Source organism: Phytopseudomonas daroniae (genome assembly GCF_004327275.1).
In the GTDB taxonomy this organism is placed as follows: domain Bacteria; phylum Pseudomonadota; class Gammaproteobacteria; order Pseudomonadales; family Pseudomonadaceae; genus Aquipseudomonas; species Aquipseudomonas daroniae.
Genome location: NZ_QJUJ01000002.1, coordinates 440,992 through 465,120 on the forward strand (window position 1 = coordinate 440,992; position 24,129 = coordinate 465,120).

The 24,129-nt window shown below is 60.2% G+C and carries 20 protein-coding genes; 15 read left to right on the top strand and 5 right to left on the bottom strand.

The window, feature by feature from the left end:
- The first annotated feature begins 42 nt into the window (after positions 1 to 42).
- The 8 genes from DNK10_RS07165 to murB all read left to right on the top strand — a co-directional run bounded on the left by DNK10_RS07165 (position 43) and on the right by murB (position 6,923).
- Entirely contained in the window at positions 43 to 2,289 is a 2,247-nt protein-coding gene (locus tag DNK10_RS07165) for a DNA internalization-related competence protein ComEC/Rec2 (RefSeq protein WP_208738794.1), read from the top strand.
- Between the two features lie 72 nt (positions 2,290 to 2,361).
- On the top strand, positions 2,362 to 3,018 hold the full coding sequence (locus tag DNK10_RS07170; RefSeq protein ID WP_131191042.1) for a MotA/TolQ/ExbB proton channel family protein: 657 nt from the start codon (positions 2,362 to 2,364) through the stop codon (positions 3,016 to 3,018).
- Positions 3,015 to 3,443, top strand: coding sequence for an ExbD/TolR family protein (locus DNK10_RS07175; RefSeq protein ID WP_131191043.1), 429 nt, complete (start codon positions 3,015 to 3,017; stop codon positions 3,441 to 3,443). Before DNK10_RS07170 ends, DNK10_RS07175 begins: the two co-directional genes overlap by 4 nt.
- Complete coding sequence (gene lpxK / locus DNK10_RS07180) at positions 3,443 to 4,450, top strand: tetraacyldisaccharide 4'-kinase (protein WP_131178348.1); 1,008 nt, start codon at positions 3,443 to 3,445, stop codon at positions 4,448 to 4,450. Before DNK10_RS07175 ends, lpxK begins: the two co-directional genes overlap by 1 nt.
- Positions 4,451 to 4,491: 41 nt before the next feature.
- Positions 4,492 to 4,677: a Trm112 family protein gene (locus tag DNK10_RS07185; RefSeq protein ID WP_131178347.1), complete on the top strand. Its 186-nt coding sequence runs from the start codon at positions 4,492 to 4,494 to the stop codon at positions 4,675 to 4,677.
- 1 nt (position 4,678) lies between these two features.
- On the top strand, positions 4,679 to 5,443 hold the full coding sequence (gene kdsB / locus DNK10_RS07190) for a 3-deoxy-manno-octulosonate cytidylyltransferase (RefSeq protein WP_131191044.1): 765 nt from the start codon (positions 4,679 to 4,681) through the stop codon (positions 5,441 to 5,443).
- Positions 5,443 to 5,907: a low molecular weight protein-tyrosine-phosphatase gene (locus tag DNK10_RS07195; RefSeq protein WP_131191045.1), complete on the top strand. Its 465-nt coding sequence runs from the start codon at positions 5,443 to 5,445 to the stop codon at positions 5,905 to 5,907. The genes kdsB and DNK10_RS07195 overlap by 1 nt, the downstream gene beginning before the upstream one ends.
- Entirely contained in the window at positions 5,904 to 6,923 is a 1,020-nt protein-coding gene (gene murB / locus DNK10_RS07200; RefSeq protein ID WP_131191046.1) for a UDP-N-acetylmuramate dehydrogenase, read from the top strand. Before DNK10_RS07195 ends, murB begins: the two co-directional genes overlap by 4 nt.
- 251 nt (positions 6,924 to 7,174) lie before the next feature.
- Here the strand turns inward: murB and rne are convergent, their stop codons facing one another.
- Positions 7,175 to 10,321 carry a ribonuclease E gene (gene rne / locus DNK10_RS07205; RefSeq protein WP_131191047.1) on the bottom strand — a complete coding sequence of 1,049 codons (3,147 nt, stop codon included), beginning with the start codon at positions 10,319 to 10,321 and terminating at the stop codon, positions 7,175 to 7,177.
- A gap of 743 nt (positions 10,322 to 11,064) precedes the next feature.
- Between rne and rluC the strand changes: the two genes are divergently transcribed.
- From rluC to DNK10_RS07230, 5 genes are all read left to right on the top strand, one after another.
- Positions 11,065 to 12,018: a 23S rRNA pseudouridine(955/2504/2580) synthase RluC gene (gene rluC / locus DNK10_RS07210; protein ID WP_131191048.1), complete on the top strand. Its 954-nt coding sequence runs from the start codon at positions 11,065 to 11,067 to the stop codon at positions 12,016 to 12,018.
- The gene (locus DNK10_RS07215) at positions 12,011 to 12,706 is read left to right on the top strand and encodes an HAD-IA family hydrolase (RefSeq protein WP_131191049.1); all 696 of its coding nucleotides are present in this window, start codon (positions 12,011 to 12,013) and stop codon (positions 12,704 to 12,706) included. Before rluC ends, DNK10_RS07215 begins: the two co-directional genes overlap by 8 nt.
- Positions 12,696 to 13,673 (top strand): signal peptide peptidase SppA, encoded by a 978-nt coding sequence (sppA, locus tag DNK10_RS07220; protein WP_131182319.1) that lies wholly within the window; start codon positions 12,696 to 12,698, stop codon positions 13,671 to 13,673. Before DNK10_RS07215 ends, sppA begins: the two co-directional genes overlap by 11 nt.
- 285 nt (positions 13,674 to 13,958) lie before the next feature.
- Positions 13,959 to 15,158 (top strand): tyrosine-type recombinase/integrase, encoded by a 1,200-nt coding sequence (locus DNK10_RS07225; RefSeq protein ID WP_131191050.1) that lies wholly within the window; start codon positions 13,959 to 13,961, stop codon positions 15,156 to 15,158.
- Positions 15,155 to 16,321: a PDDEXK nuclease domain-containing protein gene (locus DNK10_RS07230; protein ID WP_131191051.1), complete on the top strand. Its 1,167-nt coding sequence runs from the start codon at positions 15,155 to 15,157 to the stop codon at positions 16,319 to 16,321. The genes DNK10_RS07225 and DNK10_RS07230 overlap by 4 nt, the downstream gene beginning before the upstream one ends.
- Before the next feature lie 283 nt (positions 16,322 to 16,604).
- On the opposite strand, the gene DNK10_RS07235 is transcribed toward DNK10_RS07230, so the two are convergent.
- Genes DNK10_RS07235 through DNK10_RS07250 form a run of 4 tightly spaced genes read right to left on the bottom strand, consistent with a single transcriptional unit; the run spans position 16,605 to position 20,431 of the window.
- Positions 16,605 to 17,303 (bottom strand): HNH endonuclease family protein, encoded by a 699-nt coding sequence (locus DNK10_RS07235; protein WP_131191052.1) that lies wholly within the window; start codon positions 17,301 to 17,303, stop codon positions 16,605 to 16,607.
- A complete protein-coding gene (locus tag DNK10_RS07240) occupies positions 17,300 to 19,162 on the bottom strand; it encodes an AAA family ATPase (RefSeq protein WP_131191053.1) in 1,863 nt (620 codons plus the stop codon). The genes DNK10_RS07235 and DNK10_RS07240 overlap by 4 nt, the downstream gene beginning before the upstream one ends.
- A 13-nt stretch (positions 19,163 to 19,175) precedes the next feature.
- Complete coding sequence (locus DNK10_RS07245) at positions 19,176 to 20,084, bottom strand: DNA-methyltransferase (RefSeq protein WP_131191054.1); 909 nt, start codon at positions 20,082 to 20,084, stop codon at positions 19,176 to 19,178.
- A 53-nt stretch (positions 20,085 to 20,137) separates the two neighbouring features.
- Positions 20,138 to 20,431 carry a helix-turn-helix domain-containing protein gene (locus DNK10_RS07250; protein ID WP_131191055.1) on the bottom strand — a complete coding sequence of 98 codons (294 nt, stop codon included), beginning with the start codon at positions 20,429 to 20,431 and terminating at the stop codon, positions 20,138 to 20,140.
- A 704-nt stretch (positions 20,432 to 21,135) separates the two neighbouring features.
- On the opposite strand from DNK10_RS07250, the gene DNK10_RS07255 reads away from it, so the two are divergent.
- The gene (locus DNK10_RS07255; RefSeq protein WP_131191184.1) at positions 21,136 to 21,963 is read left to right on the top strand and encodes a DUF932 domain-containing protein; all 828 of its coding nucleotides are present in this window, start codon (positions 21,136 to 21,138) and stop codon (positions 21,961 to 21,963) included.
- Positions 21,964 to 22,041: 78 nt separating this feature from the next.
- Positions 22,042 to 24,090, top strand: a complete 2,049-nt coding sequence (locus tag DNK10_RS07260) for a ParB/RepB/Spo0J family partition protein (RefSeq protein WP_131191056.1) — start codon at positions 22,042 to 22,044, stop codon at positions 24,088 to 24,090.
- The last annotated feature ends 39 nt before the right edge of the window (positions 24,091 to 24,129 follow it).

Genomic DNA, 24,129 nt, shown 5'->3' on the forward strand with positions numbered 1-24,129 from the left:
TCGATATAGCGGCCTTTTCGTTTCTGGATCAGAAGGGCGCCCATGGATGGGACTCGATCAGGCAGCCTGCGCAACGGGTTGCTGGCATTGGCAGCGGGTCTGTTGCTGCTGCGCTTCGTACCGCAACTGCCGTCAACCTTCGTAGTGCTGGCGTCAGGTCTGGCGGGGCTGACGCTGTTGCCTTTTCGCACTTATCCCGTAGGCCTGTTTCTGCTGGGCTTCAGTTGGGCTTGTCTGTCCGCGCAATGGGCGCTGGATGATCGCCTCGACCCGGCACTCGACGGCCGCACCCTGTGGCTCGAGGGCCGGGTGGTGGATCTGCCGGACGTGCGTGAGGGCGTGGTGCGCTTTCACCTGGCACAGCCGCAATCGCGCCGGGCGGAGTTGCCGCAGCTATTGCGCCTGTCCTGGTATGGCGGGCCGGAGATTCGGGCTGGCGAAACCTGGCGGCTGGCGGTCAACCTCAAGCGCCCCCACGGTCTGGTCAATCCGCAGTCCTTCGATTACGAGGCCTGGTTGCTGGCGCAGCGTATCGGCGGCGTAGGCACCATCAAGTCCGGGCAGCGCCTCGACGAGGCGGGCAACAGTAGCGCCTGGCGTGATCGCCTGCGTCAGCGGATGCTCGCCGAAGATCCTCATGGTCGTGCCGGGGGCCTGGCCGCCCTGGTTCTGGGCGATGGCTCCGGGCTTTCGGTCGCCGACTGGCGCGTGCTGCAGGATACCGGCACGGTGCACCTGCTGGTGATCTCGGGCCAGCATGTGACGCTGGTGGCCGGTATGTTCTATGGCCTGGTGTTCTGGCTGGCGCGGCTGGGCTGGTGGCCGCGGTTTGTGCCCTGGCTGCCAGTGGCCTGCCTGTTGGCTTTCTCTTCAGCGGTCGGTTACAGCCTCCTGGCCGGCTTCGAGGTGCCGGTGCAGCGCGCCTGCGCGATGATCGGTCTGGTGCTGCTGTGGCGCTGGCGCTTTCGCCACCTGGGCATCAGCTTGCCGCTGCTGGTGGCGTTGGTCGCGGTGTTGGTGCTGGAGCCACTGGCGGTACTGCAGCCGGGATTCTGGCTGTCGTTCGGCGCCGTGGGGTTGTTGATCCTGATCTTCGCCGCACGCCTTGGCGCCTGGGCCTGGTGGCGGACGCTGGGTCGCGCGCAGTGGGCGATGACCGTAGGGCTGCTGCCGATGCTGCTGGCGCTGGGCCTGCCCATCAGCGCCAGCAGCCCGCTGGCCAATTTGATTGCCGTACCCTGGGTCGGTTTCGCGGTGGTGCCGCCTGCTTTGCTCGGTACCTTGCTACTGCCCGTCCCCTGGTTGGGTGAGGCCTTGTTGTGGTGGGCCGGCTTCGCCCTGGAGTGGCTGTTTCGCCTGTTGGCATTGATGGCCGACTGGTTGCCGGCCTGGTTACCCAGCGCGCTGCCGTTCTGGGGCTGGCTGCTGGTGGCGCTGGGCGCCTTGCTGATTCTCCTGCCTGATGGTGTGCCGTTGCGAGGGCTGGGCCTGATTCTGCTGTTACCGCTGCTGTTCACGCCGGTGCAGCGGCCGGCCGAACAACGCGCCGAGGTGTGGATGCTGGATGTTGGCCAGGGGCTGTCGATGCTGGTGCTGACCCGCGAACATGCCTTGCTCTACGACGCCGGCCCCAGTTTTGGTGATTTCGATATCGGTGAGCGGGTGGTGCTGCCGTCGCTACGGGCGCTGGATGTGCGCGCACTGGACATGCTGCTGCTCAGCCACGCCGACAACGATCACTCCGGCGGGGCTGAGGCCGTGGCTCGAGGAATGCCGGTCGGCCGAGTCGTCAGCGGCGAAGCGCCGGTTCTGCCGCCCGTGCTGGGAGCGGAGCCCTGCAGCGAGGAAAACTGGACATGGGATGGCGTGCACTTCAGTAGCTGGCGCTGGGCGGATGCGACGGACAGCAACCAGTCATCCTGCGTGTTGATGATCGACGCGGCGGGGGAGCGCATGCTGCTGACCGGCGATATCGACGGGCGTGCCGAGCGAGCGCTTATCGATAGCGGCCGCGACCTGCAGGCCCGGTGGTTGCTGGCGCCGCACCATGGCAGTCGCAGCTCGTCCTCCTGGGCCTTGCTCAAGGCAGTGAGGCCAGAGGCGGTGCTGTATTCGCGCGGCCGGCACAACGCCTATGGCCATCCTCATCCAGCGATCGTCTCGCGTTATGCGGCGTTTGACGCCCAGGCTTACGACAATGTCGAGACCGGCGCGCTGCGTATCGCTCTCGGTGCATTCGGCGAGCCGCATGCGTTGCGTGAAATACCGCGTTTCTGGCGGGAAAAATGAGAACCGTAGCCGTCGGCGACATCATGACCCTATGCTAGAGTGGCGCCACTTTTGCGAAGGGGATCTGCCACCGTGTGGGAACTGGTTATAGCTGGCGGCTGGGTGATGCTGCCGATCATTCTGTGTTCAATCGCTGCCCTGGGCATCATCGTCGAACGGCTGTGGACGCTGCGCGTCAGCCGGGTCACGCCGCCCAATCTGCTGGGGCAGGTGTGGCGCTGGATCAAGGACAAGCAACTGAACAACCAGAAGCTCAAGGAGCTGCGCGCCCATTCGCCGCTGGGAGAAATCCTCGCTGCGGGCCTGGCCAACTCCAAGCACGGTCGTGAGGTGATGAAGGAGTGCATCGAGGAGGCTGCGGCCCGCGTGGTGCACGAGATGGAGCGCTACCTCAACGCCCTGGGCACCATCGCAGGAATCACGCCGCTGCTCGGCCTGCTCGGTACGGTAATCGCCATGATCGATATCTTCGGCTCGTTCATGGGCGGTAGCAGCGCCAACCCGGCGCTGCTCGCAGGGGGGATCGCCAAGGCGCTGATCACCACCGCGTCGGGTCTGATCGTGGCGATTCCGGCACTGTTCTTCCATCGTTTCCTGCAGCGCCGCATCGATGAGCTGGTCGTCGGCATGGAGCAGGAAGCGATCAAGCTGGTGGAAATGGTGCAGGGCGAGCGCGATGTCGACCTGGCCGAGGAGCCCAAGCCGGCCAAGGGGAGCAAGAAGGCGTGAAGTTCAGACGTAGACGGCATGAACAGGTCGAGATCAATCTCGCCCCGCTGATCGACGTGGTGTTCATCCTGCTGCTGTTCTTCGTGGTGAGCACGACCTTCACCCGCGAAACCCGTATGCAGGTCGACCTACCCGAGGCCGCCAGCGGCACGCCGCCCGAGCAGAGCGAATTGAAACAGTTGGAAGTGGTGATCGCTGCCGACGGCAGTTTCTCGCTCAACGGCCAGGCGCTGATCAAGAATGACCTGGACAACCTGATGGCAGCCCTGCAGAAGGAATCGGGCGGCGATAACAGCCTGCCGCTGACCATCAGCGCCGATGCCAAGACCAGCCACCAGTCCGTGGTCACCGCCATGGATGCTGCAGGCAAGCTGGGCTTCGCGCACCTGCGCATCACCACGGTCGAGACTCAGGCAGCGCCCTGATGGCGAGTTTTTCCGACCGCCTGGTGCAAGCCTGGTATCAGGGGCATCCAGCGCTGGCGCTGTTGCGTCCGCTGGAGGCGTTGTACCGCGGGGTGGTGCAGCGCAAGCGGTCGCGTTTTCTCGCAGGCGTTGGCGAGATCTACCGCGCGCCGGTGCCGCTGATCGTGGTGGGTAACGTCACCGTCGGCGGTACCGGCAAGACGCCGTTGATTCTCTGGCTGGTCGAGCAGTGCCAGGCGCGCGGTCTGCGCGTTGGCGTGATCAGTCGCGGTTATGGTGCCAAGCCGCCGAGCCTGCCGTGGCGGGTCAAGGCCGAGCACAGTGCCGAGCAGGCCGGCGACGAACCGCTGCTGATCGTGCAGCGCAGTGGTGTGCCGCTGATGATCGACCCGGATCGTGGCCGTGCCGCGCGTGCGTTGCTGGCTGAAGAGCCGCTGGATCTGCTGCTCAGCGACGATGGTCTGCAGCACTACCGCCTGGCCCGTGATCTGGAGTTGGTGCTGATCGATGCCGCTCGCGGTCTGGGTAATGGCCGTTGCCTGCCCGCAGGGCCACTGCGCGAGCCGGCTGAACGCTTGGAGAGTGTGGACGCCTGCCTGTACAACGGCGCGCCGAGCGATCCCCTGGGCGGTTATGGCTTTACCCTGGTACCCAGCGCCCTGATCAATCTGCGCAGCGGCGAGCGTCGCCCCCTCGATCACTTTCCCCCCGGGCAGGCCATGCATGCCGTGGCCGGCATCGGTAATCCGCAGCGTTTCTTCACGACCCTCGAGGCGCTACACTGGCGGCCTGTCGCGCATGCCTTCGCCGACCACGCCGCCTACAGCGCCGAGCTGCTGAATTTCTCGCCGGCGCTGCCGCTGGTGATGACGGAAAAGGACGCGGTGAAATGCCGGGCCTTCGCAGCTGACGACTGGTGGTACCTGGCCGTCGACGCCCAACCTTCGGCGGCGTTCCGCGCCTGGTTCGATGCTCGGCTGGATCGTTTGCTCGGCGAGCGGCAGTAACCGCGTCACGCGTTCATTCCTCTTGTTCTCAAGGATTCCCCATGGACCCGAAACTGCTCGATATCCTGGCCTGCCCGATCACCAAGGGCCCGCTCAAACTCAGCCAGGACAAGACCGAACTGATCAGTAAAGGTGCCGGCCTGGCCTATCCGATCCGCGATGGCATTCCGGTGATGCTGGAAAGCGAAGCCCGCACCCTCAATGATGACGAACGCCTGGACAAGTAAGATGAGCAACGCCTTTACCGTGGTCATCCCGGCGCGTTATGCGTCCACACGCCTGCCGGGCAAACCGCTGCAGGATATCGCCGGCAAGCCGATGATCCAGCACGTCTGGGAACAGGCCTGCAAAAGCAGCGCAGGGCAGGTCGTGGTGGCCACCGATGATGCGCGCATCAAGGAGGCCTGTCAGGGTTTCGGTGCCCAGGTGCTGCTGACTCGCGTCGATCACAACTCCGGCACCGATCGCCTGGCCGAAGTGGCTGCTGCGCTTGGCCTGGCTGCCGATGCCATCGTGGTCAATGTGCAGGGCGACGAACCGCTGGTGCCGCCTGCGATCATCGACCAGGTGGCCGCCAATCTGGCCGCCAATCCCCAGGCTGCCATCGCCACTCTGGCCGAGCCGATCAGTGATGTCGCCGCGCTGTTCAATCCCAATGTGGTCAAGGTCGCCAGCGACCTCAATGGCTTGGCATTGACCTTCAGCCGTGCGCCGCTGCCCTGGGCGCGTGATGCGTTCGCAGCCGATCGCGATACGCTGCCCGCCAACGTTCCCTATCGTCGGCATATCGGCATCTATGCCTATCGAGCCGGCTTCCTTCACGACTTCGTTGCCTGGGGCCCATGCTGGCTGGAAAACACCGAGTGCCTGGAGCAGTTGCGTGCGCTCTGGCACGGCGTGCGTATCCATGTAGCCGATGCCCTGGAAGCACCGTCCGCGGGCGTCGACACCCAGGAAGACCTCGACCGCGTGCGTCGGTTACTGGGTGCCTGATGCGCGTTCTGTTCGTTTGCCTGGGTAATATCTGTCGTTCACCCACCGCCGAGGCGATCTTGCGTCAGCGTTTGCAGCAGGCAGGTTTGGCTGAACGTATCGAGGTGGACTCCGCCGGTACCGGTGACTGGCACGTGGGCAAAGCCCCGGATCAACGCGCCCAAGAGGCCGCCAGTCGACGTGGCTATGACCTGTCCAATCTGCGTGGTCGCCAGGTCTCCGTGGACGACTTCGCTCGCTTCGATCTGGTGTTGACCATGGATACCGCCAATCTGTGCGATCTGCAGCGCATGCGCCCGGCTCAGGCGCGGGGAGAACTGGATCTGTATCTGCGTCGTTATCAACTGGCCGTGGATGAGGTGCCTGATCCTTACTACGGCGGTGCCAACGGCTTCGAGCAGGTGCTGGATCTGCTCGAGCAGGCCAGCGATGCACTGCTGATCGAACTCAAGGGGCGTTTATGAGCCTGGTCGTACAGTCCGGCGTGTCGTTGCAGGCCTACAACACCTTTGGCGTCGATGTAGCCGCGCGCTATTGGGCCGAGGCCGATGATGATGCGCAGGTTCGCCAGGCGCTGGAGGCCGCCCGCGAGCGGCAGGTGCCGTTGCTGGTGCTGGGTGGCGGCAGCAATCTGCTGCTGACCACGGATGTCGAGGCGTTGGTACTGCGCATGGCCAGCCGCGGTATCCAGGTATTGGCCGATGATGGCGAGCGAGTGGAGATCGAGGCCGAGGCGGGCGAGCCCTGGCACGCGTTCGTGCAATGGACGCTGCAGCAGGGTTTTGCCGGCCTGGAAAACCTCAGTCTGATTCCCGGCACGGTCGGTGCCTCGCCAGTGCAGAACATCGGCGCCTATGGCGTCGAACTGAAGGATTGCTTCCTGGGGCTGACTGCCCTGGATCGTCAAAATGGCGAGATCCGCGAGTTCGATCTGCAAGATTGCGCCTTCGCTTATCGCGATAGCCTGTTCAAGCGTGAAAGCGGGCGCTGGATCATCCTGCGCGTGCGCTTCGCCCTGAACCGCAACGCTCCCTTGCATCTCGACTACGGCCCGGTGCGTCAGCGCCTGGTAGAGCAGGGCATCGAGGCGCCGAACGCTACTGATGTCAGCCGTGCCATCTGCGCCATTCGCAGCGAAAAGCTGCCGGATCCCGCCGTGCTCGGCAACGCCGGCAGCTTCTTCAAGAACCCGTTGGTGTCCACTGAACTGGCGCAGCGTCTGCAGCAACAGTATGCGGATCTGGTGGCCTATCCCCAGGCGGATGGCCAGGTGAAACTGGCGGCTGGCTGGTTGATCGAAAAGGCCGGCTGGAAGGGCTTTCGCGATGGCGATGCCGGCGTGCATCGGCTGCAGGCGCTGGTACTGGTCAACTACGGCCAGGCCACCGGGCAGCAATTGCTCGGGTTGGCGCAGCGTATCCAGGTGGATATCGCCGAGCGCTTTGGCGTTAGATTGGAAATCGAGCCCAACGTGCTCTGATCGGCTGTGCGGCGTAAAGCCTTGCCAGGTGGATGTTGATCTGCCTGGCGAGGCGTGCTGACAAATCTGTCATCTCCCTTATCGTTCAAGTTCTGGGTATCGCTTCGCTCGACCCAGGCTACGTATCCAGCATGTCTTCGGCGGCACCGGCTTGTCGTGGCTCGGGTTGAGCGAGGCGATGCCGGGGCGCTCAAACTCCAGGCACAAAAAAGGGATGCCGAAGCATCCCTTTTTCTTTTGCGCGTTACCTATCAGGCTTGCGGCTTGGGTGCATCCTGATCCTGCTGAGCGCTCTCGTCGACCGGAGTGACGATGACCTCGGCTTGCTCGACTGGCTCGCTGGCCGGTTGAGTATCGACGACGGCTTCGCTTTCCACTGCCGGAGCGGCTGGCTCTGCTTCCACGACCGCTGCGGCTGGAGCGGCCTTGGCGGCTTCTTCAGCTTCACGAGCCAGACGCTCTTCCTCACGCTTGCGGCGACGCACTTCGCGTGGGTCGTTCGGCGCGCGGCCGTTGCTTGCGGCAGGTACGACTGGTGCCGCTGGCTCTTCGACCACAGGTGTTTCGGCTGCCGCTTCCTCGACTGCCGGAGCGGTCTCGGGTGCGGCAGTGAAGGTGGTCTCGGCGACCGGTGCTTCGATGACCTGCGCCTCGGCAGCGGGTGCTTCGACAACCACTGGCTCATTTGCCGGCTCGATCACCACTGGAGCTTCCTGCGGCGTCGCTTCGAAAGCGGGTGCCGAGGCACGCGGCTGTTCGATCTCAGGCAGAGGCTCGATCACGGCATCGGCGCGCTCGGCGACTGCTTCGGTCGGCACTTCGACGGGGGCTGGAGCCGCTTCAGCTGCTTCAACTGTGGCTTGCACAGGCTGCTCGGCCTCGACCGCTACCTCTTGTGCGGCGACAGGCTCTGCCGTTTCAGCAGCGGCAGGTGTGCTGGTCTCCTGGGCGACAGGCTGTTGCTCGGCCGGCTGCTCGGTTTCCGCGATAACGGCGGCCACAGTAGCAGCGGCAGCGATGTTGGCGGCATCTACAGGCTCTTCAGCGTTGTCGTCACTGCCTTCGATCGGGTTACCGTCGGCATCACGCTGACGCTCGCGACGGTTGCTGCGGCGACGCTGGCCACGGGAGCGGCGACGTGGGCGTTCGCTGCCCTCGGTGCTTTCCTGATCCTCGTCCTGCTGCTCTTCGCTGTTCAGCACTTCTTCTTCAGCCGCATCGGCCTGTGCCTGCTCGGCGCGTGGTTGACGCTCTTCGCGAGGCTGACGTGGTTGGCGCGGTTCGCGTTGCGGACGCTCGGCACGTACTTCTTCGCCAGCGGTTTCGTTCTGCGGCTCGGCATCCAGCGGAGCGCGCAGTTCGCGCGGCTGGCGCTCTTCACGCGGGCGACGTTCGCGACGATTTTCCTGGCCTTCACGCGGTTCGCGCGGCGGACGGGATTGACGCACTTCCTGAGGCTCGCGGACTTCCACGTTTTCACGCGGCTGGCGATCTTCACGCGGGGTGCGGGCCTGACGCGCTTCACGCGGTGCACGTTCTTCACGTGGGGCACGTTCTTCGCGCGGCTTGCGCTCTTCGTCGCGGCGGTTGCCACGGTTACGGTTCTGCTGGCGACCGTTGCGACGCTCGTCGCCACGCGGTTGACGCTCGCCTGGCTTCTTCTCGACCACGGTCGGTTTCTGTTCTTCGGCACCGGCGAACAGACCCACCAGGGACTTCACCAGGCCTTTGAACAGGCCCGTTTGCGGAGCGGCTGCAACCGGAGCTGCCGGCGCGGCTGCTTCAACCTCTGGAGAGGGGGCGCTGCGAGGAGGAGCGGCCTTGATCGCCGCTTCCTGGCGAACCAGGGTGCGAGTGGCGGCTGCCGGTTTTTCTTCCTCGACTTCGACCGTGGCTATTTCGTAGCTGGTCTGGATGCTTTGGGCTTCCGGGCTGTCGTCACGGATGCGCTGCACTTCGAAGTGCGGCGTTTCCAGATGATCGTTCGGCAGGATGACGATGCGTGCACGGGTACGCAGTTCGATCTTGGTGATCGAGTTGCGCTTTTCGTTGAGCAGGAAGGCCGCGACCGGGATCGGCACCTGGGCGCGAACCTCGGCGGTGCGATCTTTCAGGGCTTCTTCTTCGATCAGGCGCAGAATTGCCAGGGACAGCGACTCGACGTCGCGGATGATGCCTTGGCCGTTGCAGCGCGGGCAGACGATGCCGCTGCTTTCGCCCAGCGATGGGCGCAGGCGCTGACGGGACATTTCCAGCAGGCCGAAGCGCGAGATGCGGCCGACCTGTACGCGGGCGCGGTCGGCTTCCAGGGCTTCGCGAACCTTTTCTTCGACGGCGCGCTGGTTCTTGGCCGGCGTCATGTCGATGAAGTCGATGACGATCAGGCCGCCGATGTCGCGCAGCCGCAGCTGACGGGCGATCTCTTCAGCGGCTTCCAGGTTGGTCTGCAGTGCGGTTTCTTCTATGTCGCTGCCTTTGGTGGCGCGCGCCGAGTTGATGTCGATGGACACCAGGGCTTCGGTCGGGTCGATGTAGATCGAACCACCGGACGGCAGCTTCACTTCACGCTGGAAAGCGGTTTCGATCTGGCTTTCGATCTGGAAGCGGTTGAACAGCGGCACGCTGTCTTCATACAGCTTGATCTTGCTGGCGTACTGCGGCATCACCTGGCGGATGAAGGTCAGGGCTTCTTCCTGGGCTTCGACGCTGTCGACCAGCACTTCGCCGATGTCCTGGCGCAGGTAGTCGCGGATGGCGCGGATGATGACGTTGCTTTCCTGATAGATCAGGAACGGAGCAGGGCGATCCAGGGATGCTTCCTTGATGGCGCTCCACAGTTGCAGCAGGTAATCGAGATCCCACTGCATTTCTTCGCTGGAGCGACCCAGGCCTGCGGTGCGCACGATCAGGCCCATGTCGTTGGGGATATCGAGGCCGTTGAGGGCTTCGCGCAGTTCGTTGCGCTCTTCACCTTCGATGCGGCGGCTGATGCCACCGGCACGCGGGTTGTTGGGCATCAGCACCAGGTAGCGGCCGGCGAGGCTGATGAAGGTGGTCAGGGCTGCGCCCTTGTTGCCACGCTCTTCTTTCTCGACCTGGACGATGACTTCCTGGCCTTCCTTGAGCACGTCCTTGATGTTGACGCGGCCTTCGGGGGCCTTGCTGAAGTATTCGCGGGAGATTTCTTTGAGGGGGAGGAAGCCGTGACGCTCGGAGCCGAAGTCGACGAACGCCGCTTCGAGGCTGGGTTCTACGCGGGTAATGCGACCTTTGTAGATGTTGGATTTCTTCTGTACACGGGCGCCGGACTCGATGTCCAGGTCGTACAGGCGCTGGCCATCTACCAGCGCAACACGCAACTCTTCGGGTTGAGTTGCGTTAATCAGCATTCTTTTCATGTGGTACCAATGGTTTCCGGTGCTGCCGGAAGCCGCGTTAGGCACACACGACGCTCAGGGTCGGTGTCAGGCGCGTCAGAAACGGGCGTAAATCGTTTCATTGTCGAGCGGCAGCAGCAGTTGTGCTGGGCCGCGACGGACGTCTCCTGCTTGCTGTATGTGACAGAAAGCACTCAGAACTCGCTTGCGATCGGCTAAGCATCGGCCTGCTGCGTTAAAACCCGCTTGGAAGGCTCATTTACGTGAGTAAACTTCGCTTCTTTGCCTGCCCCGGATTGGAGGCTGTTACTAACGTAGCGTTTTGCATGGCGCTAGCTTGCGAGACCGTAAACAGGTTCTCAGTCAGGAGGAGGAATCAAGGGTCGGTAGCGGACGACATGACGCGTCTTGGATAAAGCTGTTTGCTACGCAGGCCGACCGTTGTGCATCTCCACCCTACACGTATCGCTGAAAATCGGGTGCCGCTCGCGAAAAATCCGCAGCGGGTTGGCATTACCGCGACCGTCCATGTGGGCAGGTCGCGCATCTGTGTCTCAGACCTTATTTCCGAGTTTCTCGAGCAGCCTTGGCGGCCTTGTCGCTCTATGAGAAGCCCGTCGGACGGCCTTACGTCCTGAATGGGTTGCTTGATTCACGATGGCGGTTTGGCAACATCCGTGAATCAGGCCGCTTTTGGCGGCATTCGCGACTATAGCAGCAATGATTAAGTGCTTCAATTCCATAAAAATTGTATGATCGCGGCCATGACGACACCCATTCCCCCAACCTCCGGCGTTCAGCTGCTCGAGGTCGCGCCTGAACTCGCGGGTCAGCGCATCGACAACTTCCTTCGTACCCAGCTCAAGGGCGTGCCCAAGACCTTGATCTACCGCATCCTGCGCAAGGGTGAAGTACGAGTCAACAAAGGTCGGATCAAACCCGAATACAAGCTGCAGCCCGGCGACATCGTGCGTGTTCCGCCGCTGCGCCTGGCCGAGCGTGACGAGCCCGAACCGCTGGCTCAAGGGCTACTGCAGCGCCTGGAAGCGGCCATCGTTTATGAAGACAAGGCACTGATCGTGCTGAACAAACCGGCCGGCATCGCCGTGCACGGTGGCAGCGGCCTCAATTACGGGGTGATCGAGGCGTTTCGCCAGTTGCGTCCGGATGCCAAGGATCTGGAGCTGGTGCACCGCCTCGACCGCGATACTTCCGGCCTGCTGATGATCGCCAAGAAGCGCAGCATGCTCCGTCATTTGCACGAAGCGCTACGCGGCGATGGCGTCGACAAGCGTTACATGGCGCTGGTGCGCGGCCACTGGGCGACGGCCAAGAAGCAGATCAACGCGCCGTTGCTCAAGAGCAATCTGCGTTCCGGCGAACGCATGGTCGAGGTCAACCCGGAAGGCAAGGAGGCGCTGACCGTCTTCCGCGTGCTGCGCCGTTTCGGCGAGTTCGCCACCCTGGTCGAAGCCAAACCAGTGACCGGGCGTACCCACCAGATTCGCGTGCATGCCCAGTATGGCGGGCACTGCATCGCCGGTGACAGCAAGTACGGCGATGATGACTTCACCCGCGAGATTCGCGAGCTGGGCGGCAAGCGCCTGTTCCTGCATGCCTATGAACTGAACATCCCGCTGCCCGAGGGTGGCGTGCTGAAGCTTGAAGCACCGGTCGACGACATGTGGGCACGTACGCTGGAGCGCCTGAGTGCGTGACTACCGGCTGCTGATCTTCGACTGGGACGGTACGCTGGTCGATTCCATTGGCCGCATCGTCGCGGCCATGCACCAGGCCGCCGACCAGTGCGCCATGCCGCGGCTCAGCGACGAGGCGGTCAAGGGCATCATCGGCCTGGCGCTGCCCGAGGCGATCACCACGCTTTATCCGGAACTCGTCGAAGCCGCGCACGTCGAACGCTTCCGTGCCACTTACAGCGACTGCTATGTGACCATGGATCAAACGCCATCGGCGTTTTTTCCGGGCGTGGAGCAGAGCCTGGCGAGCTTCCGTGAGCAGGGTTATCAGTTGGCTGTTGCCACCGGCAAGAGCCGCCGCGGCCTGCAACGGATTCTCGACGCGTTGGGCTGGCAGGATTATTTCGATATCACGCGGTGCGCCGATGAAACGGCGAGCAAGCCCGATCCCCGGATGCTGCACGAGATCCTGCAGCATTGTGGCGTGCCTGCCGAGCAGGCGCTGATGATTGGCGACTCCTCGTTCGATCTACTGATGGCGCAGCGTGCGGGTATGGATGCGGTCGCGGTAGGCTACGGTGCGCAGACGCTGACAGCGTTGAGTACCCATGAGCCGAGGCTGTCGATCAACCATTTCATGGAACTGAGTGCCTGGCTGAACCAGATGGTGGCCGAGCCCCGAATCGAGGAGATTGAGCATGTGGGGTGAGAGAAAGACGCCGGTGGTCTCCGAGAGCGACCCGAAGAGCTGGAAGCTCCTCGAGAAGACCCTGCTGGCCAGCGTGCATGAGCAGCGGCGTTCGCGGCGCTGGGGGATTTTCTTCAAGCTGCTGACCTTCATCTATCTGTTTGGCGCACTGGCGCTGTTCTCGCCACTGCTCAACCTGCAGAAGGGCTCCGGCAGCACGCCGCATACCGCAGTGATCGAAGTGCGCGGCATGATCGCCGACAAGGAAGCGGCCAGCGCCGACAACATCGTTGGCAGCCTGCGTGCGGCGTTCAAGGATCCCAACACCAAGGGTGTGATCCTGCGCATCAACAGCCCTGGCGGCAGCCCGGTGCAGTCGGGTTACGTCTATGACGAGATCCTTCGTCTGCGTGGCGAATATCCGGACACCAAGGTATACGCGGTGATTTCCGACCTGGGTGCTTCGGGTGCGTATTACATCGCCAGCGCCGCTGATGAGATCTATGCCGACAAGGCCAGCCTGGTCGGCTCCATCGGTGTTACTGCGGCCAGTTTCGGTTTTACCGGGCTGATGGACAAACTCGGTGTCGACCGCCGCGTCTACACCTCGGGTGAGCACAAGGCGTTTCTCGATCCGTTCCAGCCGCAGAAACCGGAAGAGGCCGAGTTCTGGAAAACCGTGCTGGAAACCACCCACAAGCAATTTATCGCCAGCGTGAAGCAGGGGCGCGGCGATCGCCTCAAGGATGCCGAGCATCCGGAGCTGTTCTCCGGGCTGATCTGGTCTGGCGAGCAGGCGCTGAGCCTGGGCCTGATCGATGCATTGGGTAATACCAGCTACGTGGCGCGCGATGTGATCGGCCAGGAAGCGCTGGTGGACTTCACCGTGCAGGAGAGCCCGCTGGATCGCTTCACCAAGAAGCTCGGAACCAGCGTGGCCGAGCAGTTGGCGATGTGGATGGGGTTCCAGGGCCCGGCACTGCGCTGATTGCCTACGACTCCAATAAACAGCCCCGGCCTATCTGACCGGGGCTTTTTATTGCGCGATCGCTTTTCAGGGGGAAGGTGAACGCGCGCGCGGAGTTGAGGCTTTTTTTGTTTCACGATGACTCCAGCATCGCATTTCGCTGGACTACGCCAAGGCTCGATACAGCAGGTTTATCAATCACTTAGGCGATTTCAACATATGCCGGTGCTTTCCGAAACGTGACCCGGCTTCCCCTCGCGTGGCTCCCATGCGGCTCTTGGAAACCGGGCTTTCCGAGGAGTCATCATGGCGAAGATCAAGCTCACCAAGTCCGCAGTTGATGCGGCACAACCCCAAGACAAGGCCATCGAACTGCGGGATACCGTGGTGCCCGGCTTCCTGTGCAAGATCACCCCGGCGGGCCGCAAGGTGTTCATGCTCCAGTACCGCTCGAACGCTGGCGAGCGCCGCAAGCCCGCCCTGGGCCAGTACGGGGAACTGACGGTCGATCAGGCACGCACAATGGCGCAGGAATGGCTGGCCGAGGTGCGCCGGGGCGGCGACCCGAGCGCGGCCAAGAATGCTGCCCGCAAGGCACCAACCATGAAGGAGTTTTGCCACACCTTCATGGAGGACTACTCCAAGCAGCGCAACAAGCCCAGCACGCAGCGTGGCTATCAGGGCGTCATTGACCGTTGCATCCTCCCGATCATGGGCCGGATGAAGGTGCAGGACGTGAAGCGCCCGGACGTGGCTGCGCTGATGAAGAAGCTGGCCTACAAGCAGGCCGAGGCGAACCGCACCTTCGGCGTGTTGCGCAAGATGTTCAACCTGGCCGAGGTGTGGGGGCTGCGCCCTGACGGCACGAATCCGTGCCGTCACGTCCCGATGTATCCGCCCGGCAAGGAAACCCGGCTCATCGTGGACGATGAACTGGTGCGGATCTTTCGCCAGTTGGAGAAACTGGAGACGGAGGGGCTGGAAAACTACGTCATCCCGCTGGCGATCCGCCTGCAATTCGAGTTCGCCGCCCGCCGCTCCGAAATCTGCCCGCTCGAATGGGGCTGGGTTGATCTGGAGAAGCGCCGAGTGGTCTGGCCCGACAGCAAGACGGGTGGTATTTCCAAGCCCATGAGCGAGGAAGCCTATCGCTTGCTGTCCACTGCGCCACGCCGGGAAGGTTGCCCCTACGTCTTGCCATCGCCGAACGATCCGACCCGGCACCTGACACACGGCGAGCACTATGGCGGCTGGACGCGCGTGCTCAAGGCGGCTGGCGTGCAGCACGTTGGCACGCACGGCATCCGACACCGGGCGACGACCGACATTGCCAACTCAGGTGTGCCAACCAAGGTGGGCATGAAGCTCACAGGCCACAAGACCGTGGCGATGTTCATGCACTATGTTCATACCGAGGACAAGCCGGTGCGGGATGCGGCCGAACTGGTGGCGAATCGGCGGCTGGCGATTACCGGGGCATCCCGTTCTATGGAGGTGACAGCATGACAAGGAAGACGCCTACGGCAGCGGGGAAGCGCCCCGCCTTACCGGCTGGCTATGCCAGCATCCACGGCGGCATTGTGGAACTGCTGGATGCGACGCGCCAGGCAGCGGCGCGCAGTGTCAACGCGCTGATGACGGCTAGCTATTGGGAGATTGGCCGCCGGATCGTCGAAGCCGAGCAGAAAGGCAGGCGGCGGGCCGGTTACGGAGAGCAGTTGATGAAGCGATTGTCCACCGACCTGACGGCGCGATTTGGGCGCGGGTTCAGCCCCGACAACCTGGAGAACATGCGGCGCTTCTTTGTCGCTTATCCCTTGTCTGCAATTTCCGAGACACTGTCTCGGAAATCTGGTGAAGAACTGCCCACAGAGAATTCCGAGACGGTGTCTCGGAAATTCGACCTCCCCGAACTGGCTCAGGTCTTTACGCTGCCGTGGTCGGCCTATGTCCGCCTACTGTCGGTCAAGGACGGCCATGCCCGCCGGTTCTATGAGGCCGAGGCGCTACGTGGTGGCTGGAGCGTGCGCCAGCTCGACCGGCAGATCGGTAGCCAGTTCTACGAACGCACAGCCTTGTCCAAGGACAAGGCGGCGATGTTGGACAAGGGCTCGATGCCCAAGCCCGAGGATGCCGTTACGCCCAATGACGCGATCAAAGACCCGTATGTGCTGGAGTTCCTCGATCTCAAGGACGAGTATTCGGAATCCGAGCTGGAAGCGGCCTTGATCCAGCGGCTGGAAGACTTCCTGCTGGAACTCGGGGAAGGCTTCACCTTCGTCGGGCGGCAGCGCCGGTTGCGCATCGACCAGACCTGGTATCGAGTCGATCTGTTGTTCTTCCATCGCAAACTGCGATGCCTGGTCATTATCGACCTGAAGCTGGGCAGCCTGACCCATGCCGATGTGGGGCAGATGCATATGTATTGCAACTATGCCAAGGAACATTGGGCCTACCCGGATGAGAACCCGCCGGTGGGCCTGATCCTGTGTGCCGACAAAGGGCATGCCCTGGCTCGGTATGCGTTGGATGGCTTGCCGACCAAAGTGATGGCGGCGAACTATCGCACCGTGCTGCCAGATGCCGAATTGCTGCAAAAAGAGCTGGAGAACACGCGGCGTCTGCTCGAATCTCGCGGAGCGCTGTCTCTAAAGGACGACAAGCCATAGCCGTTCGTCCCGGCGTGCCGCCGTCAGGCTCGCGGCCTGCGCCCCGTTCTTCGTGCCGAGTCACAGCAATTCCCCCCTGACCTTCGGCCCAGAGCGTTGATCTTGCTGTGCATGTTTGGTATTTGAGAGACGGGCATGAGTAGCAACGATCGGTGAGGTGCAACAATAATGCTTCTCGATTAATTGTCTATCAAGATGAAATCGCCCGCACTAAGGGTTGCAAATAAATTGAAAGCGAACCATCTGCCTTGGAACTTTCCCGAAGTTAACGAAAATGGCATTTTTATGACTGCACTTCTTGTAGTATTCCCTGCTGAACCAAAGCCTGCCTGACATTGTTATTGCTCAAGGCTCGCTTAAATATCGGCATATGATTCCTATCAAAATCTTGGGTCGCGATCTCTAAGGCAATGAATGGATAGAATCTCGTGACTATATCGAAGCTCATACTGCCATCTACATAAGCATAAATTACGCGAGCGCGTTCGTTGACATAAGATTCATCTTCATTAAGCCCGAGGCGCTGTATTGATGCCGCCACTCTTTCTTTTTCTTCTTCGGACAAACCCGCATCCGGAACAATAAAGAAATTTCCAAAATTGAAGCGAAATAATCCATCATCAACTACATATGGATCAATGACGTCATTAAAATCTCCTTTCCTATTATTTAATCTGGTTCGGCAAAGCCTATAGTTAGACCATTCATATGCGAGATTTTTCTCTCTGCTTTTTGGGATAAAATGATCAATCGAGGTGTGGTCAAGACCTGAATCGTCGCGTTTTCTTGGAGTAAAGGAAGAGCAGTATGAGCAAATTCCACCAAGAGAATCATAAAGTTGTTGGTGCGCATGCTTCCAATAGCGATGTGTTCGCCATAGCGCATTAGTTGGATCAGGGTGTTTGGCAAGAAAACCCATCCCTGGTTTTCTTACTTTGTCATCAAAGTCTTGAGGAGCTGGTGGTGGGGCCACTTTTATCATAGCTCAACACCATTCTGCATTGCGAAGACAATCCATCGCATCCAAAATGGGTCGTCAGCCGCGAGATGTGTCGCCAGCGATTTCGAGGCTTCTTCAATTTTCTCTTTGCTTGGCTGGGGGGATTTCAATAAGGCTTTCGCATTAATAAGTGCCACCTCTGCACTCTCTGAACCTGGATGTAGCTCGTCAAAGGATGGCGACTTAAGCCATGAATCAACGCTTCCTCTAAGCTCAAACTCAATCTCATCGAAGTTAACTCTCCCTCTATCATCCATATTTAAATGGAATAGCTTGTCTTTATTGGCATCCCAAATGGACTCAGCAGACGCCAAAACAAGTGGAGAGTGCGAAGCTATAAAATATTGTATTGATAGCTCCTCATGTAAATCCTGAGCTATTCCTAAGAGTGCGCGCAATAATACTCGTTGCCAACGAGGGTGGAGATGAGCTTCTGCCTCGTCGAGCAAGATAACCATTTGTCTTTCTTCTCGCTTGCCATTTGCTTTGGCCTGTATTTTATGTTCTTCCCATGCCCAAACAATTAGATAGGTGAGCGTCAGAATTCTTCTGATGCCAGCGGATTCATATACAACTGGGACAGTTCCATATGGGTGTATAAGGGTGGGGATTTCCATTTTCCAGCCTCTTATACGCTGCGGCTTTCCAATTGAAAATTCTCCCCAATCAGGGGGCTTCAAGCGCTGAATTACTTTCTGAAACGTCTCAAAAGCAGGGAACTCATCCGCGCGCGTTTGCCAACGCACCCAGTCACGAAGTAAACCCTCTGTCTTTTCATCCCCATTCCACACGCTGTCTCTGGTAAAGCTAGAAAATGTCGCGCCCGCTTCTTCATGGAATGAGCTTGCTGGATCCCATACGACAAAAGAACCATCTACACGGCCATAAATAACCAAACCAGACATTGATGATAATGCTGGAACTTTCCATTTGTAACTTTTAGGTTGAAACTCGGCAGTCACTGGGTTGATTGATGGCTTATTTCCTACAGAAAATTTTATTTGAGGAGGTGTAGCAACGGGTTCCATGGGGACGATCATTTGATCTGCCCATTCCTGAGTTAGAGCCCACCAAACGACATCAAGCAAAAAGGATTTACCAAGGCCGTTGTCTCCAGTAACGATGTTAAACCTACTTCCCGGCGCGAGCTCCATTTTTTTTACTGGTCCTAAACCAGAAAATTCTAAAAAATGGAGGATTGCGCCTGTTTCTGGAGGCACATCAATGGGGACGCCGAATCCCTCAATTATGTCCTCCCATTTGGCTGCGCCCCCAGAGAAGAAATCCTTCTCGGGGAAAGAGCCGTCGCCAATTCCATCAAAAAGTGCATTGATTTCATTTGAACTAATGTTGAATAATTTTAAGAATTTCTCAACTATTGAGTGAGGTGTTGCATCAGAGTTGAAATCTTCTTCTCTGAGAAACCAGATTGAAAAATCCAGCAGTGGTATCTTTTTGCCTTTTGGCAGCTTGCTGGATAGAAATTCCAAATATCCATCATTCCATCCCCATATTTTTTCATTCTTCTCGTGGAGCAAAGCGCCCGCGAAACCCTGCGTATTTATTGCCTGTAAAGATGTCGATGCATATTTTGGGTCGCGCCAGCGTCCTTCATTTTTCTTTACTTGGAAGGGAGTAAAAAAATAGTCTGACTTCGGATGGAGGCGGAAATATTTTTTGAGGTGCTCTCTATTTTCAGCATCTAAAGATAAATGCATGGTTTGGCCGATTGGGGCATCGTTCTTCTTTAGAACTAAAAAAGTTGTTCCAAAGAAGATGTGAAATAGCCCAACTCGCTCCATAGAGCGTCGCACCTGAGAAGTGGATATGTATTTGCGCATAAATATTCAGCCCTCAAATATTTCTTCTCACATAAGCACAGAAGTCACTATTTAAATCAATTCCAATTGCAGGATGTCCATGCTTACGAGCAACTCTGAGTGTTGTTCCACTTCCACAAAAAGGATCCAGAACGACACCGCCTGGAGGGCAACCGATTGTTAGGCACCTCTCGACCAACTCGTCTGGATAAGGAGCAGTATCCAACGATCCTCGGACCTTAGGTCTCGGAGCAATATTCCAAACATCTTCAGCCCAATTATCCTCGGGCAAGTTGTTTTTGTTAAAGAAATATTTCCTGGATTTAACAAACATAAAGACGAATTCGTAGCTCCGGCTTGGCCGATCCTTTGCCGTAGGCTCAGGCAAGCAATTCTCACGATGCCAAATAATTGGAGATCTCAATACCCAATTGTCAAGGCACATCGCGAGCGCCACGCGCCATGGAATACCAATGGTTGATTTTCTTTGTAGCCCGATTCCCAGTCCACCGCTTTTATCGACAGCCCGAAGACCGAATCTTCTTTTGGAGCTTTTCTTATCATCTCCATGTGGCTGTCCTTTTCCAGAATAGTAGGTGTCCCCAAGATTAAGAAAAAGAACTCCTTCTGGTTTTAGTTTTTTTCGAATCTTCTCCATTATTTCTTTGAGTGCAACAACGTAGGCTTCAACGCTGTCTTCTAGGCCGATTTGACCGGCCACCTTATAGTCTCGGAGCCAAAAATATGGTGGCGAAGTAACAACGCAATCAATCGTACCATCTGGAATTAGATCTAGAGATTCCTTTGCCGGGCCATTTATTAATCTCCAGGCGGGGGCTTCCGAGCATTTCCATTCTGTGATAATTCGACCACTTGGATGCTCGTTAATTATTTCCTCGGCTTCAATTAATGATGACTGAGAAGATTTATTTTTTTCAATCATCTAACTGATACCCCAACAAAAGCTTGCGTTGGGAAGATAATTTTTCGTGTTAGTCATTTTTTTTTGCCAGAATTTTGTTCGCCAAACCGGAAAATTTCCGATGTTTCTCTTTCCACTTGAGAAAGCAAGTTATATGCTTCACCGTCATTTTCCAAATAGGTCAATGTTAATAGTGTGAGTGGATGAACACCTAGAACAACGCACAATTCATCTATTTTGCTTAGAGTTGGATTTTTAATTCCTCGCTCCAAGGCGCTCAAATATGTGCGACTGGAAATTTTTGAAAAATCATCTTGGCTTAATCCTCTGAATTTCCTAATTTTTCTTAGCGCATAGGGTAGAGACATTTTTCCACCGACAGGCACGTTGATCTAGATGCGTATTAAATCATAGTTCGCCCTATAGGGCTACATCCTATAGGGTTCATGGTGGCTTGCGTTCGAAGTTGAACTATTACGGGATCAGCATTGCTAAAGCGTAGGTCCAGGGGAGGCGCTTCCGGCACCTAGCGTATCAAGCATCAATTTGGATTGGCGCGTAACCAAATGAGCTACGCGTCCCCGGCCAAGAAGCGTGGCCGGTCGCGCTGTCGTGCTATGCATCGAGTCACCTGCGGCGTCTCGCCCACTTCGGGCTTCCATCGTTCCCTCGCTCCGCTCGGCTGACGCCTATGGCCCGGCTTCCAGTTCCGGGCCTGCGCGCTTCGCTTGCGTGCGGTTTGCACATCGCGGCGGCCGTTGCCATGTCCAGCCGTCTTTCCTGACTCCATCACCTTGCTCGCGACTGTAGCCCGTGGCCGCGTGCCATCAAGGCGCGCCAGGCCGTGTCCTCGGCTGCGCCTGCGGGCCGCACCTACCTGTCGCTTTTCTCCTTGACGGCCCACGTCCGTGGGCTCCTGACCGTCGCGGGCGATGAACTCAGGAAAGACGGTGGCAACAGGGTCAACCGGTTCCTCGTGCCAACCGCACCGAACAGCCGAAAGGCTGGGCTCCGAATCTAGGAATCCGGTGTGCGGTTTGAACAGCAAACCCTTTTCGTCAGGAGAAAGACCATGCTTGCATCCCGTTTCGCTTCCCGTTCCCCGGTTCTGCGCAGCAACTCCCCGCTGTCCGATGACCAGATTCACCGCGTGGCCCCGTCCATCTTTGCGGAAGCGCCACACGAAAGCCGCTCCCAGCGTTACGCCTATATCCCCACCGCCACGGTGCTGACCGAACTGCGCAAGGAAGGGTTTCAGCCCTTCATGGTGACGCAGACCCGCACCCGCCACGAAGACCGGCGCGACTACACCAAGCACATGATCCGGCTGCGCCATGCCAGCCAGATCAACGCCCGAGGCGAAGCCAACGAAATCATTCTGCTGAACTCGCACGATGGCACCAGCAGCTACCAGATGCTGGCCGGCATGTTCCGGTTCGTGTGCAGCAATGGCCTTGTCTGCGGCGACACCGTGGCGGACGTGCGCGTGCCGCACAAAGGCGACGTGGCCGGTTCCGTCATCGAAGGCGCTTACGAAGTGTTGAGCGGCTTCGACCGGGTGAAGGAATCCCGCGATTCCATGCGCGCCATCACCTTGAGCGATGGCGAATCCGAAGTGTTTGCCCGCGCCGCGCTGGCCCTCAAATACGACGACCCTAACAAGCCCGCACCCATCACGGAATCGCAAATCCTGATGCCGCGCCGCCACGACGACCGCCGTCCGGACTTGTGGAGCGTGTTCAACCGCACGCAAGAGAACCTGACCCAAGGCGGCCTGCGCGGGCGCAGCGCCAACGGACGCCGCCAGCAAACCCGCCCGGTGCAGGGCATCGACCAGAACATCCGCCTCAACCGTGCGCTTTGGCTGCTGGCCGATGGCATGCGCCAGTTGAAAGCCTGAATCCCCACGCGGCTGGGGCAGGCAGCAGCCCTTGCCGCTTTCTTCGCTGCTGCATCCCAACCGCAAGGAGTTATCACCATGAATGCCATTACCCAAACCGAAACCCGCGCCATCGAAACCACCGCCGCGCCGCTGGAAGTGGCCGACCCGACCAAGAACCTGATTTTGGTTCCGCTCTCGCAGTTGCTGTCGCGCCGTTCCAAGCGCAACGCACGCAAGGCCCCGCGCTTGTCCATTCCCGAACTGGCCGCGAGCATCGCCCGCATCGGCCTGCTGCAGAATCTCGTCGTGATCCTTGCCGCCGATGGCGAGCAATACGAAGTGGTGGCCGGTGATCGCCGACTGACCGCGTTGAAGCTGCTGGCGAAGAAGAAGCGCATCGCTGCCGACTTTGAGGTGCCTTGCCTGCTGGTGCCCGACGCTTCGGCCCGTACCGTCAGCCTCGCGGAAAACCTGCTGCGCGAGCAGATGCACCCGGCCGACCAGTTCGAGGCGTTCGCCGCGCTGGTCAAGGAAGGCCGTCCCATCGAAGACATCGCCGCCGACTTCGGCGTGTCCCCGCTGGTGGTGCAGCGCCGCTTGAAGCTGGCCAACGTCTCGCCGCGCCTGCTGGCCGACTACCGGGCCGCAGCCGTCACGCTGGAACAGTTGATGGCCCTGACCATCACCGACGACCATGCCGCGCAGGAAGCCGCGTTCTACGGTGCGCCCGAATGGCAGCGTGGCGCGTCCGCGCTGCGCGAACGCCTGACCGAGCGCGAAATCGACGCCACGCATCCGCTGGTGCGCTTCGCCGGGCTGGACACCTACACGGCGGCGGGCGGCGGCATCCGCCGCGACCTGTTCGCGGAAGGCGATGCCGGAACCTACCTGACCGACGCCGTGCTGCTGGAAACGCTGGTGCGCGGCAAGCTGGATGCGCTGGCCGGGGACGTGCGCGCCGAGGGTTGGGCGTGGGTCGAAGCCGTGCCGCACATGAGCTATGCCGAGCGGCAGGCATTCCAGAACGCGCCACGCCAGCGCCGCGAACCGAGCGCCCGCGAAGCCCGCCGCATCGCCTCGCTGCAAACCCGCCTCGACAAGATCGACGCCGAACTGGAAGAAGCCTACGCCGAGGACGAGGACAAGACCGAAGCGCTGGAACCGCGCCGCGAGCAGGTTGCCGGGGAACTGCAAGCCGTGGAGGAAGCCTTGCAGGGCTACGCCCCGGACGTGCGCGCCGTGGCCGGTGCCATCGTCACCCTCGACCGCAGCGGCGAAGCCGTGATTCATCGCGGGCTGCTGTGCGAAGCCGAAGCCAAGGCGCTGCGCACGCTGGAACGCTTGCGGCAGGGTTTCGGCAGCGCGGAAGGTGAAGCCGGGAACGACGACGAAGGAGAGGACGCCGAGCAGCCCAAGGCCGCGAGCCTGTCCGACCGGCTGGCGCAGCGCTTGAGCGCGCACCGCACCGCCGCGCTGCAAATCGAAGTGGCCCGGCATCCGCACGTCGCGCTGGCCGCGCTGGTGCATGGCATGGTGCAGAGCGTCTTGCAGGACAGCCACTACGGCCACGACTTGCCGCTGGGTGTGCGCCTGACCGTGCAAGACCGGCTGGAAGGCATGGCCCCCGACTGGCCCGAGTCGCCCGCCGCCGTGGCCCTGCGCGAGTTGCATCAGGTCGCGGGCGAAGCGCTGCCGCAGGACAGCGCCGAACTGTTCGCCGCGCTGCTGGCGATGGAGCAAGGCGAACTGGTGCGGCTGCTGGCGGTATGCGTGGCGGCGACCGTGGACGTGGTGACGCCGCGCGCCACGGCGCACCAGCCGGGCGCAGAACTGGCGCATGCCGTGGGGCTGGACATGGCCGCATGGTGGCAGCCCACCGCCGACGGCTACTTCAAGCACGTTTCCAAGGCGGTGATTCTGGAAACTGTGGGCGAGTTCGCGCCGTCGCACGCTACCCGGCTGGCGAAGTTGAAGAAGGCCGACATTGCCAGCGAGGCGGAACGGCTGGCCGATGGCACGGGCTGGATGCCCGCCATCTTCAAGGCCGAAGGCCCGGAAGCTGCGCCGGAGGAAACGCAGGCGCAGGACGCCCCGGAGGAAGCCGAGGCAATGGCGGATGAACCCGCCGAGGCACTGGCCGCTTGACCCGCGCCGAAGGCAAGCGCCCCGGCCCCGACCGGGGCG